10 protein-coding genes are annotated in these 11,883 nt (G+C 53.7%); 1 reads left to right on the forward strand and 9 read right to left on the reverse strand.

Annotation, left to right across the window (positions count from 1 at the left end; genetic code table 11):
• Positions 1–10: 10 nt before the first annotated feature.
• The 8 genes from ACVL1J_RS14935 to ACVL1J_RS14970 all read right to left on the reverse strand — a co-directional run bounded on the left by ACVL1J_RS14935 (position 11) and on the right by ACVL1J_RS14970 (position 8,635).
• The gene (locus ACVL1J_RS14935; RefSeq protein WP_341237096.1) at positions 11–1,603 is read right to left on the reverse strand and encodes a gamma-glutamyltransferase family protein; all 1,593 of its coding nucleotides are present in this window, start codon (positions 1,601–1,603) and stop codon (positions 11–13) included.
• A 20-nt stretch (positions 1,604–1,623) separates the two neighbouring features.
• Positions 1,624–2,460, reverse strand: coding sequence for a sulfite exporter TauE/SafE family protein (locus ACVL1J_RS14940; RefSeq protein WP_341237095.1), 837 nt, complete (start codon positions 2,458–2,460; stop codon positions 1,624–1,626).
• An 18-nt stretch (positions 2,461–2,478) separates the two neighbouring features.
• Positions 2,479–3,801, reverse strand: coding sequence for a TRAP transporter large permease (locus ACVL1J_RS14945; RefSeq protein ID WP_341237094.1), 1,323 nt, complete (start codon positions 3,799–3,801; stop codon positions 2,479–2,481).
• Positions 3,801–4,304: a TRAP transporter small permease subunit gene (locus tag ACVL1J_RS14950; protein WP_341237093.1), complete on the reverse strand. Its 504-nt coding sequence runs from the start codon at positions 4,302–4,304 to the stop codon at positions 3,801–3,803. The genes ACVL1J_RS14945 and ACVL1J_RS14950 overlap by 1 nt, the downstream gene beginning before the upstream one ends.
• Positions 4,305–4,319: 15 nt before the next feature.
• Positions 4,320–5,411, reverse strand: coding sequence for a TRAP transporter substrate-binding protein (locus ACVL1J_RS14955; protein WP_341237092.1), 1,092 nt, complete (start codon positions 5,409–5,411; stop codon positions 4,320–4,322).
• 363 nt (positions 5,412–5,774) lie between these two features.
• The gene (locus ACVL1J_RS14960; RefSeq protein WP_341237091.1) at positions 5,775–6,221 is read right to left on the reverse strand and encodes an Lrp/AsnC family transcriptional regulator; all 447 of its coding nucleotides are present in this window, start codon (positions 6,219–6,221) and stop codon (positions 5,775–5,777) included.
• 63 nt (positions 6,222–6,284) lie between these two features.
• Entirely contained in the window at positions 6,285–7,145 is an 861-nt protein-coding gene (locus tag ACVL1J_RS14965) for a universal stress protein (RefSeq protein ID WP_341237090.1), read from the reverse strand.
• Positions 7,146–7,156: 11 nt separating this feature from the next.
• Positions 7,157–8,635: a SulP family inorganic anion transporter gene (locus ACVL1J_RS14970; RefSeq protein ID WP_341237089.1), complete on the reverse strand. Its 1,479-nt coding sequence runs from the start codon at positions 8,633–8,635 to the stop codon at positions 7,157–7,159.
• A 258-nt stretch (positions 8,636–8,893) separates the two neighbouring features.
• Between ACVL1J_RS14970 and ACVL1J_RS14975 the strand changes: the two genes are divergently transcribed.
• Positions 8,894–10,453 carry a carbon-nitrogen hydrolase family protein gene (locus ACVL1J_RS14975; RefSeq protein WP_341237088.1) on the forward strand — a complete coding sequence of 520 codons (1,560 nt, stop codon included), beginning with the start codon at positions 8,894–8,896 and terminating at the stop codon, positions 10,451–10,453.
• On the opposite strand, the gene ACVL1J_RS14980 is transcribed toward ACVL1J_RS14975, so the two are convergent.
• The gene (locus tag ACVL1J_RS14980) at positions 10,439–11,881 is read right to left on the reverse strand and encodes an aminotransferase-like domain-containing protein (protein ID WP_341237087.1); all 1,443 of its coding nucleotides are present in this window, start codon (positions 11,879–11,881) and stop codon (positions 10,439–10,441) included. The genes ACVL1J_RS14975 and ACVL1J_RS14980 overlap by 15 nt on opposite strands.
• Between the last annotated feature and the right edge of the window lie 2 nt (positions 11,882–11,883).

The following is an 11,883-nucleotide window of genomic DNA, read 5'->3' on the forward strand; positions in this document are numbered from 1 at the left end:
CTCAATGCGTTTAAACACACGCCACTGAGCCATCTGAACGTGGGTCAGCAGCACCTTCCATCATGCCGTTGGGGTGGCGCACCACAGCCCCCGCATGGCCCATGGTGTCGCTGAAGGCTTCCGGCAACACTTCCAGCACATGGCCTGCGTCGCGCAATTGCGCAACCAGCTTTTCATCAAACCGGTTTTCCAGTTTCAAGGTGGTGCTTTGTTCACCCCAGGTGCGGCCCAGCAACCAGCGCGGGGCGGTTACAGCAGTTTGCAATGCCTGATTGAACAAGGCGTAGCGGCTGAACACAGCGGCCTGTGTTTGCGGCTGACCTTCACCGCCCATGGTGCCGTACACCATGCTGCGGCCGTCTTTAAAACGCGCCATGGCCGGGTTCAGCGTGTGGAAAGGTTTGCGGCCTGGTTCAAGGCAGTGCAGTGCGTCTTCTTTCAATGAAAAACTGATGCCCCGGTTTTGCCACATCACACCGGTAGAGGGGCACACCACGCCTGAACCAAATTCCCAGAACACACTTTGAATAAAGCTGGCGGTGCGGCCTTCGCTGTCAATGCAACCCATCCAGATGGTGTCGCCTTGCCAGGGGTCTTGCGGCCAGGGCAGGGCTTGTCGCATGTCAATTTTCTTCGCGCGTTCAGCCAAGGCCTCGCGGGTCAGAAAATCGCTGGGGTTCACGGTCATGTAAGCCGGGTCGGTGCAATAGCGGTCGCGTACAAGAAAGGCCTGCTTGGTGCTTTCCACCATGCCGTGCAAATAATCAAAACCGTCGGCCTGCTGCACATCCAGCGTGTCGAACATGCCCAGAATCATCAGCGAGGCCATGCCCTGCGTGGGCGGCGTCATGTTGTAAATGGTGCTGTTGTTCAGCTCGGTTTGCAGCGGGGTTACAAACTGGGCATGGTGATTGTTCAAATCAGCAAGGCTGATCGGGCTGCCTACGCGGGCCAAATCTTCGGCCATGGCCTGGGCCAGTTCACCGCGATAAAAGTCATCCAGCCCCACTTGGCCCATGCGTGCCAAAGTGTCGCCTAATGTTTTTTGTTTCAGCACACTGCCTTCCGCAGGTACCTGGCCATTGGTCAAAAAATGTTCAGCGAAGCCGGGCGCCGTTGAAAGTTCATCAAACTTCACGCGGGTTAAACGTGCCTGGCTACCGCTTACCGCCACCCCTTCCCGGGCGTGAATAACCGCATCACTGAGCAATCGGTTCAAGGGTAATTTGCCACCCCATTGTGTGGCCACTTCGCGCGCCTTGCTCCAGCCGCCCACGGTACCCGCCGCAGTGAGTGCAGCCAGTGGACCTCGGTTTGGAATGGCATCAAACCCTTGCTCGGTGTAAAAAGTACGCGTGGCTTTTGCTGCGGCTTTGCCACAGGCATCAATGCCAATAGGTGCTTTGCCCGGTTCGCTCAGCAACCAGAAGCCATCGCCTCCAATCGAGTTCATGTGCGGGTACACCACGGCAATGGCAGCAGCGGCGGCAATCATGGCTTCGGCGGCATTGCCACCTTCTTTCAATACATCGCGGCCAGCTTGGGCAGCCAAATGATGGGGGGCTACAAATACGCCACCGAGAGCGCGTTTGGTGTGGATCATTTTTTTAACTCCTTTGTTGTTCAGACCAACACGCCGTAAAACATACGCACGGCGGTGATGAACAGAAAAAATGCAAATGCCAGTTTCAGGCGGGCAGCAGTGGTAGCATTGGCCATGCGTGCACCCACCGGGGCCATCCACATGGTCATGGGCACGATCAGTGCAAAGCCGATCAAATTGATATAACCAATCGTCAATGGTGGCGTATTTTCAACGTTCCAGCCATTGAGTAAAAACCCGATTGCGCCTGGAATGCTGATGACCATACCAATGGCCGCAGCCGTACCCACAGCCCTGTGCATGGGCACATTGAATGCATTCAGAATGGGCACGCTCAAGGTGCCACCACCAATGCCCATCAAGGTTGAAAAGCCACCGATAAATGTACCCATGATTTGCTTCACAGGGCTACCCGGCAAACTTTCCGCAACTGGTTTTGCCTTGCTGCGAAATGCCATGTTGGCTGCCACCACAAGTGCAATGCTTGCAAACACAATTGACAACACATCGCCCGACACATATCCACTTGCAAAACTGCCAATGATCACGCCGATGAACAAAGGCAGTACCAGGCTTTTGAACAGCGGCTCGTCCAGATTGCCTTTGGCCTTGTGGCTTTTTGCCGAGATGAATGACGTGGGAATGATGGTGGCCAAGGAAGTGCCCACAGCCACATGCATTTTCACGCTTTCATCCACACCCAGCAGCGTGAATAGGTGGTACAGCACCGGCACAATCACAATGCCGCCACCCACACCCAACAAGCCGGCCAACAGGCCCGCGATAGTTCCTGTGATGGCGAGCGCCACTACCAACCCTGCCAGCCACGGCAGGGAGTATCCGCTTAATAATTCCATGAAAGCTCCTCGCCTTTTTTACCAGCCAATGGCTTTGGGTAGCCATGTTGCGACCGATGGGAATACGAATATGACTGCCACAGCCGCGGCCTGCAACAGCACAAATGGCAGCACACCCACATAGATATCGCGTGTGGTAATGCCCGGCGGCGTAACACCCTTGAGAAAGAACAGTGCCCAGCCAAAAGGTGGAGTCAGGAAGGACATTTGCAAATTCATTGCAATCAAGATAGCCAGCCAAACCATGTCGGTGCCATAACCAATGAACACGGGCAGAAACATAGGCAGGGCAATGTAGGAAATTTCAATCCATTCCAGGAAGAATCCCAACACAAAAAGCAAAGCCATCAGGAAAAGCAGGGCACCCACCTCGCCGCCGGGGATCATGTCGAACAGGCTGTGCACCATGTCTTCACCGCCGAGTCCACGGAAGGCCAGGGCGAATGGTTGCGCACACAACAGGATGAAGTACACCATCGCAGAAATCGTCAAAGTGCCGTGCATGGTGTCCTTGAGCAGTTGCCAATTCATGCGCCCAAAACCAACTGCAATCAGCAGTGCACCCAGTGCGCCCATGGAAGCGGCTTCTGTGGGGGCTGCAACGCCACCTACAATTGAACCCAACACTGCGAAGACCAACAATACAGGTGGCAAAACGTCCCGAATCAGTTTTCTGCGTAGCTCGGCTTTGTTGATTTTCTGGCGTTCTTCCAGGGGCACAGCAGGCACCAGTTTGGGCATGAACATACCCAGCAGAATTAGGTAGGCGCAATAAATACCAGCCAACACCAAACCGGGAATGAGTGCTGCGGCAAACAGTGTTCCAACCGATTCACCCATGATGTCGGACAACAAAATGAGAACCAGACTGGGTGGAATGATTTGCCCCAAGGTGCCCGAGGCGCAAATGGTGCCGCAGGCCACACTGGGTGCATAACCACGCCGCATCAAGGTAGGCAAGGTAAGCAAGCCCACCGTAACTACAGTTGCGCCCACAATGCCTGTGGAAGCACCCATCAGCACACCCACCAGTACGATTGCCAGACCCATGCCGCCTTTCAGGCCGCCCATGGCGGTACCGATTGTGTCGAGCATGTCCTCGGCCACACGGCTTTTCTCCAGCATCACGCCCATGAATACAAACAGCGGAATCGCCAACAGCGTGTAATTGCTGACCACACCGTACAGGCGGGCAGGCATCAGGTTAAACAGCATGGGGCCAAAGCCGATATAGCCAGCGACAAAGCCGGACACTGCCAAGGCAATGGCCACTGGAATGCCGATGATCATCAGGCCTAAAAAGCCCGCGATCATGCCCAGCACAATCCATTCGTTTTCCATCACGCCACCTTTGCTTCTTTGATTTGCACAGCAGCGTGCAAAAGATTGGCAAGGCCCTGAATCATCAACAGGCCAAAGCCCAGGGGCAGAAATATTTTGAGCAGGTAGCGGTAAGGCAAGCCACCGGGGTCGGGCGAACCTTCAAGCATGTCGTAAGACTGAAGCACGTAGGGCACTGACAAATACACAATCACGAGGGCCACTGCAAAGGTGAGTACTGCACTGGCCAGATCAATCCAGCCTTTGCCGAGCGGACCAAACCGTTCATAGACAAAATCGACGCGCACATCGGCTTTGTGTTTCATGGCATAGGCAAGGCCGAATAGGGCAATGGGAGAAATCAGGTGCCATTCCAGTTCTTGCAGGGCCACGGGGCCAATCGAGAACAGGTAACGCAAAATGACATTGGCTGCCACGAGTACTACGAGGGCAAGCACGCAAAAGCGTGCAAGCCCCCCAGAGAACTCGACGAAAGCCTCGAGTTTGGGGATGGCTTGCTTCATGACAACTATCGCCTGTTAAAGATTAAGGAAAGTTTTTTCGCTGAGTGCGGCCCACGATTCATGCTTCTTCTTGAAAGCCATGAACGAGGTGTGCACTTTTTTCGCCAAGGGGTCAGAAGCAGCAACACTTTCAAGCGTGTCCATGGTGGCTTCTTTCAGCTTGTCCACAATGGGTTTGGGCAAGGCTTGCGCTTTCACGCCCTGGTTTTTCACCAGGTCTTCGAGCGCCTCGGCGTTCACCGATTCTGACCAGGCCAGGCTTTCCATCACACTGGCTTGCGCAGCCATTTGCACCATCATCTGCAAGTCTTTGGGCAGCTTGTCCCAGGCTTTCTTGTTGATCAGAAGTTCGGTGACGTTGGTGGGCTCGTGCCAGCCGGTGGTGTAGTAGTACTTGGCCGCTTTGTGCAGGCCCAGGCGGCGATCCTGGAATGGTCCGACGAATTCAGCAGCGTCGATCACACCGCGCTCCAGCGCCGGAAAAATTTCACCACCGGGCAATAGGCGAACATTCACGCCCAATTCGCTGTACACCTTTCCAGCCAGACCAGGAATGCGCATTTTCAAACCATTCAAATCGCCAACCGTTTCAACAGGTTTGCGAAACCAGCCTGTCATTTGCACGCCCGTGTTGCCCATCGGCATGGCCGTTAGTCCAAATGGTGCGTACACTTCCTGCCACAACTTCATGCCATCACCGTGATACAGCCATGCCATCATTCCCTGCGTGTTCATGCCGAACGGCACAGTGGTGAAATATTGTGCAGCGGGCGCTTTACCCGACCAGAAGTAAGCATTGGCCGCGTTCATTTCGACTGTGCCGGCGGATACAGCATCGAATCCTTCCAAAGCCGGAATCAGTTCGCCTGCAGCAAAGTGTTGAATTTTCAGGCGACCACTCGACATCACTTCCACTTTCTTGCAAAAGTCGGTGGGGCTTCCGGGGCCCGCCACGTAAAAAGGCGAGCCGGGTGGGTAGGCGTTGGTCATTTTCATGGTGACTTTGGCGCTTTGTGCGCTTGCAACACCGGGTACAACCAGTGCGGCACCACCAGCGGCTGCTGTGGCAGCACCTGAAATAAACTTGCGACGATCAATTGAAGTCATGGAACACACTCCTGCTGCTTGAAAAACAAAGGGTTCGCCGACCGCACAAATGGCGATCGGTCATAAGCCTTCTTTAGCGAAAGGTGTGCCAGCCTTGAGATATTTTAAGTAATTGAAAATAAATGATATTTTATGGATCAGGGTTTACCCTCTGTCGCGGTGTCATACCCCACAATGAAGCACGCAGAATGCTGAAAGGGATTCCATTTGTATACCTTTTGTTTACTTTTGGCGTCGAATCGATCGCAATTGATACATTGAAAAAATCAATCGGAATCAGATGGATTTGAAAACAGACACTTTGGTGTCGAATGTATTCATGCACCTAAAATGTGGCGCTGCACCACAACAGGGCTACCATTTTTACAAACGTGCGCCGCCTCGGCGGTGCTTCACGCGTTTCAACAGGTTCTTGCATTCCACTGAAATGATGTCGGGTTGACCGAAAAGATATTTCTGAGCGAAGGCCAAAAAGCTCTCTTGCGTGTCGGTCAATGTGTGAATGTGCAGGCTTTGTAAATCCGACATGATGTACAGGCTCGCCACCTCCGGTTGAGCGGCCAATTCATTGGCCACAGCCTCTATCACATGGCTTTTCACCTTTAGGTCGACGAAAGTGCTGGTTACCTTGCCAAGTTTCTCCGGGTTCACCACGGCTGTGAATTGCTCCACCGTGCCTTCCTCCAGCAAGGCTTGCACGCGCGTACGGGCATGGGCGCGTGAGCAGCCCAATTGACGCGCAATGTCAGCGAAAGACAACCTGGAGTCTTTAATCAGAAGGCTTAGCAGGGCAGCATCGAGTTCATTCATGGGAAATTCCGGTGTGGATTTGCCATGAAGGATGCAAGAGCTGTACCTGGCTTGTAAGTTGATTCAGCGAAGCAAGAGTGCAGGCACCTTGGTTGCTCTCAGCATGTCTTCAGTTTTGCTGCCAAAGAACAATTTACGCAAAGGCGAGTGCGTGTAAGCACCCATCACCAACATATCGGCCTGGTGAATTTCCAAACCCTGAATCATTTGGCTTACCACATCGCCCTGCACGTGGCTGAACTCGGTCGGCACGCCAGACTCACTCAAGGTTTGTGCGACCTCCTCAAGCAGTTTGATCCCGCTGTTGTTCTTCTCGCCACACATCAGCAAGGTGCCTTTCATGCCTTTAAACAGTTGGCTTTGAAGCACGGTTTCAACACCGCGTTTGCTCACGGCGCTGCCATCGAATGCAAACAGGAAGCGTGCTGGTACTTTGAATTCGTCGTGAATCCCAAGCACCGGCTTGTTCAATGCACGCACCGCTGCTTCGAAAGTGCGGCCAATGTCGCGGTTCGATGCCTCTGATGTTTCACCACGCCTGCCAATGATTGCAATGCGTGTTTCGTTCTGAAGCTCAAGCAGGCAGTTCACCAACGTGCCGTGCCGAAGCCGGGAATCGGCCTGCGCTACACCGTGATCGAGTGCGCGTTTCCGCAGTTCATTGAGAAACAGGCGGCCTTGGTCTCGGGCCTTTTTGGTTTTTTCACTGTCGCTGCTCAAGAGTTTATTCAGCAAATTTTCCTGTGCGTCAAATCCGATCGCCCCGCTGTGGTCCTCGCCGGAACCCTGTTCCAGGTGGCGGTCGATGGCATGCAGAAATTCGACAGGCGCATTGATCTGCCTGGAAACCCAACTTGCGCAATCCGCCACGGCAGTTGCATATTTGGAGCGGTCAACACAGGCCACAATTTTACGTTCGTCCATGTTGAGTCTCCTTAGTGGGCGGCCATGCGTTCAAGCGCATCGTCTTTGTCATGAATGGCGAATTTGTCCACCAAGGTGCGGCTAGCCTCGTTCATGCCGATGACTTCCACTTCGGTGCCTTCCCGCTTGAACTTGATCACCACTTTGTCGAGAGCACTGACCGCAGTGATGTCCCAGAAATGCGCGCGGCTGACATCAATCGTCACCTCATCAATCACTTCCTTGTAGTCGAATGAATTGATGAAAGTTTCGGCTGAGGCGAAAAATACCTGTCCGGCAATCATGTAGGTGCGGTTGCGTCCTTCATCCTGGGTGCTGGACTGCACACGCAGAATTCGGCCCACCTTGTTGGCAAAGAAAAAGCCCGACAGCAATACCCCCACCAATACGCCTTGCGCCAGGTCGTGGGTGCCCACGGTCACTGCGACGGTGGCCAGCATCACGACACTGGAGCTTTTCGGGTGTTCGCGCAGATTGCGGATAGAGGCCCAGTTGAAGGTGCCAATCGACACCATGATCATGACCGCCACCAGGGCGGCCATTGGTATCAGCGCCACATAGTCGCCGATGAATACCACCATGATCAGCAAGAATATGCCGGCGCACAAGGTGGACAAACGCCCACGCCCACCCGACTTCACATTGATGACCGACTGGCCAATCATGGCGCAACCGGCCATGCCGCCCAAAAAGCCTGCTGCAATATTGGACACGCCTTGGCCCACGCACTCGCGGTTCTTGTCGCTGGGCGTGTCGGTGAGGTCGTCGACAATTTGCGCGGTCATCATGGATTCAAGCAAACCCACCACAGCCAGGGTCAGTGAAAACGGAAATACGATTTTCAGTGTTTCAAGGGTCCAGGGCACGTCGGGCAAAAGGAACACGGGCAAGGAGTCTGGCAGTTCACCCATGTCACCCACCGTGCGAATGTCCAGCCCCACGGCAATGCTGAATGCGGTCAGCACCACGATGGCCACGAGTGGAGAAGGCACGGCTTTGGTGAGGTAGGGGAGCAAATAAATAATGCCCAGGCCCGCAGCCACCATGGCGTACACATGCCAAGTCACGTTGATCAGTTCGGGCAGTTGTGCCATGAAAATAAGAATGGCCAGTGCGTTGACGAAGCCGGTAATCACAGAGCGCGAGACAAACCGCATCAACTTGCCCAGTTGCAACACACCCGCAAGAATTTGCAGAACACCTGTAAGCAGGGTGGCCACCAGCAGGTATTGCAGACCGTAATCTTTCACCAAGGTGACCATAACAAGGGCCATGGCGCCTGTTGCGGCGGAAATCATGCCGGGGCGCCCGCCTGTGAAGGCGATCACAGTGGCAATACAGAACGATGCGTACAGACCCACTTTGGGGTCAACGCCTGCAATGATGGAAAAGGCAATTGCCTCGGGAATAAGCGCCAGCGCAACAACAAGGCCAGCCAAAAGATCATTTCGGACGTTGGATAACCAGTCCGCACGGAAGTTCTTCATCATTTTAATCAATCAATATTTTGGAAAAGCAGTGGGTGCCCGGCAACTCGGGGAGGCCAGACCAGTAGAAACTACGAATATGAACTTGAATTTTTACAAGGGTAGGGGCGGGATTTGTTAACAATGCAGGCGCGAAGGATAACCGCAAGCCAATGGGTGTGTCAAACCAGACCCAGGCATGTTAATTGACTAAAAATTCATCAACTTTTTAGATATGTTCTAATAGAGCAGTTCACGAAGTAAACAAATGGAGCAGTCACCATGTCGACAGAAACCGAAAATACCGAGTATGAACACACCGAACACAAGTTAACCTTGCGCAATTTGCAGGTCTCGGATTACCCAGATATCAAGCGAATCATGGAGGCGGTGTATCACAGTGCCGGTGGCGCATTGCCCGAGGCCAAGTTTCGTTCAATTCTGAAAACATTTCCCGAAGGGCAAATCTGTATTGAAGACGATGGCAAAGTGATCGCCGCCGCCTTTGCCGTGGTGGTTGATTACGACAAGTTTGGTGACAAGCACACCTACATGGAAATTACGGGCAACATTTACGCCACCACCCACGACCCCAAGGGCGATGTGTTGTACGGCATTGATGTGTTTGCGGATCCGGATTACCGCAACATGCGCCTGGGTCGCCGTTTGTATGAGGCACGCAAAGAGCTGTGCCAAAATCTGAACTTGCGCGCGATCATGGCGGGTGGTCGAATTCCCGGCTACAAAGAACACATGAAGGACATGTCGCCCCAGCAGTACATTGCGGCGGTGAAGCGCAAAGACATTTTCGACCCGATTTTGACTTTTCAGTTGAGTAACGATTTCGAAGTGAAGCAGGTGTTGAAAGGCTACCTGCCCGAGGACAAAGAGTCGCAGGGTTATGCCACGCTGCTTGAGTGGTTCAATTTGTATTTCGAACCAGAAAAGCCCATGTTGTTTGGTGCGCCCAAAACAACTGCAAGAATTGGTTGCGTGCAGTGGCAAATGCGCGAATTCCACAATGTTGAAGATGTGGTGAAGCAGGCCGAGTACTTCATCAATGCTTTGTCTGATTACCGTTGCGATGTGGCCTTGTTCCCCGAATTTTTCAATGCGCCCCTGATGGGCTTGGCTGGCAACGGCAATTCACTGGAGGCCATCCGCCACCTGGCCACCTACACGGATCAAATTCGCGACGAAATGAGCCGCATGGCGGTAAGCTACAACATCAATGTGGTGGCGGGGTCCATGCCGGTGATGGAAGACGGTGCGCTGTACAACGTGGCCTATTTGTGCCGCCGCGATGGCACAGTGGAAGCCCAGTACAAAATTCACCCCACACCGCATGAAAAGCGCGAGTGGATGATGGAAGGCGGCAGCAAGTTGAGTGTTTTCGACACCGACTTCGGCAAGATCGGCATTTTGATTTGTTATGACTCCGAGTTTCCGGAATTGTCGCGCGTGCTTGCTGACAAAGACATGCAAATTTTGCTGGTGCCTTTCTGGACCGACACCAAAAACGGTTACTTGCGTGTGCGCCGTTGTGCGCAGGCCCGCGCCATTGAAAATGAATGTTATGTGGCCATTTCAGGCAGCTTTGGTAACCTGCCCAAGGTGGACAATGTGGACATTCAGTATGGTCAAACCGCTGTGTTCTCACCCTCTGATTTCGCATTCCCGCACGACGCCATCATGGCTGAAACCACACCCAACACCGAGATGACCCTGATTGTGGATGTGGATCTGGACAAACTTCAAACGCTGAAGAATGAGGGCTCAGTGCGCAACTACCTGGACCGCAGGCGTGACTTGTACAAGGTGGTTTGGCTAGGCGACAATTGAAGATTCAAACAAGGCCCCCAGTTTTGCAATCGCCACTGCGGTGTCGTCTGTCACCGGGTGGCCGCAGTTCAGGCGAATGCAGTTTTTGTACAATCCACTGGCTGAAAAAACCGCCCCCGGCATGTAGGCTACCTTGCGGGCAATGGCCTTGTTGAACAGTGCGGTGGTGTCAATGTCGCCGGGCAGTTCAACCCACAACACAAAGCCGCCTTTGGGCTCAGAAATTCGGGTTCCCTTGGGGAAGTACTTCAGCACCAAACTACCCATGGCGCGCACCTGTGTTTCAAACTGCTGTCGCAGTGTTCGCAGGTGCCGCTCAAACGATCCTTTTTCAAGATAGTGCGCCACGGCCACTTGGGTAATCGGATTGGTCGAACCGCTGAGTATTCGTTTTTTCGACAACACCTGTGCGGCGTATTTACCACCGGCTACATAGCCAATACGAAGCGACGGACTCAGCGATTTCGAGAACGAGCCACACATTAAAACTCGGTCGCTTTGTTTGCCAGCCTTCAAGGGGCGTGGGCGAAACCGTTCGAAGTACAAGTCGGCGTACACATTGTCTTCCACAATCGGAAAGTCGTATTTCTCGGCCAACTCCAGCAATTTTTTGCGGTTGGTGTCGGGCATCACCGAGCCCATCGGGTTGCTGGCAGTGGGGCACACAATGCAGGCCGCAATGCGGGTTTGTTTCACTGCAATTTCCAGTGCTTCCAGCGACATGCCATGCTCCGGGCTGCTTGGAATTTCCAGCGCACGCAAACCCAGCGACTCGATCATTTGCAAGAGCAGGTAATAACCGGGCGATTCCACTGCAACAATGTCGTTGTGTTTGGCCACGCTTTGCAAGGCCAGGCTAAGGGCTTCTGTGCAGCCATCGGTAATCACCAGTTCATCGCGCTTTAACTTCATGCCCATTAACTCGAACCGTTGTTGCAGCTGCTGCACCAGTTCCGGCTGGTTGGGCTCCACATGGCTGCCCAGGGTTAGCAGGTCGGGGCGAGTGCGGTTAACCGTGGCATAGCTTCGGCGCAGGGTGGCAATGGGTAACAGCTCGTGTGCAGGGAAAGCCACGCCGAGTGGTGATACATCGTGTCGTGTGCTGCTTTTCAAAAGCATGGCGATTTGATCCGCCACTTCCAGGTTAACCGGGGGTTCCAGCACAATGGAGTCGGGCGCCTGGGTGCAGCTTTGAACGGTGGGTGCATTGCGGGCCTGCACGTAATAGCCCGATTTTGCCACTGGCTGAACATAGCCACGGTCTTCAAGCAGGTTCAATGCTTTTTGTACGGTGTCGATGGAGTAGTGCCATTGCTCAGACAATTTGCGGATGGAGGGCAGTTTGTACCCGGCTGCAAAGTGATTGTTTTCAATCAAGGCTTGCAGGTTCAAGGCCAGGGTTTCGTATTTGCGAGAAGTGGTGTCCACGG

Source organism: Limnobacter sp. G6BE5S, from assembly GCF_058448965.1.

What these genes read in the sequence shown, in the direction of transcription:
- ACVL1J_RS14935 (WP_341237096.1), bottom strand. Translation starts at nt 1,603, where the DNA reads ATGATCCACACCAAACGCGCTCTCGGTGGCGTATTTGTAGCCCCCCAT.
- ACVL1J_RS14940 (WP_341237095.1), bottom strand. Translation starts at nt 2,460, where the DNA reads ATGGAATTATTAAGCGGATACTCCCTGCCGTGGCTGGCAGGGTTGGTA.
- ACVL1J_RS14945 (WP_341237094.1), bottom strand. Translation starts at nt 3,801, where the DNA reads ATGGAAAACGAATGGATTGTGCTGGGCATGATCGCGGGCTTTTTAGGC.
- ACVL1J_RS14950 (WP_341237093.1), bottom strand. Translation starts at nt 4,304, where the DNA reads ATGAAGCAAGCCATCCCCAAACTCGAGGCTTTCGTCGAGTTCTCTGGG.
- ACVL1J_RS14955 (WP_341237092.1), bottom strand. Translation starts at nt 5,411, where the DNA reads ATGACTTCAATTGATCGTCGCAAGTTTATTTCAGGTGCTGCCACAGCA.
- ACVL1J_RS14960 (WP_341237091.1), bottom strand. Translation starts at nt 6,221, where the DNA reads ATGAATGAACTCGATGCTGCCCTGCTAAGCCTTCTGATTAAAGACTCC.
- ACVL1J_RS14965 (WP_341237090.1), bottom strand. Translation starts at nt 7,145, where the DNA reads ATGGACGAACGTAAAATTGTGGCCTGTGTTGACCGCTCCAAATATGCA.
- ACVL1J_RS14970 (WP_341237089.1), bottom strand. Translation starts at nt 8,635, where the DNA reads ATGATGAAGAACTTCCGTGCGGACTGGTTATCCAACGTCCGAAATGAT.
- ACVL1J_RS14975 (WP_341237088.1), top strand. Translation starts at nt 8,894, where the DNA reads ATGTCGACAGAAACCGAAAATACCGAGTATGAACACACCGAACACAAG.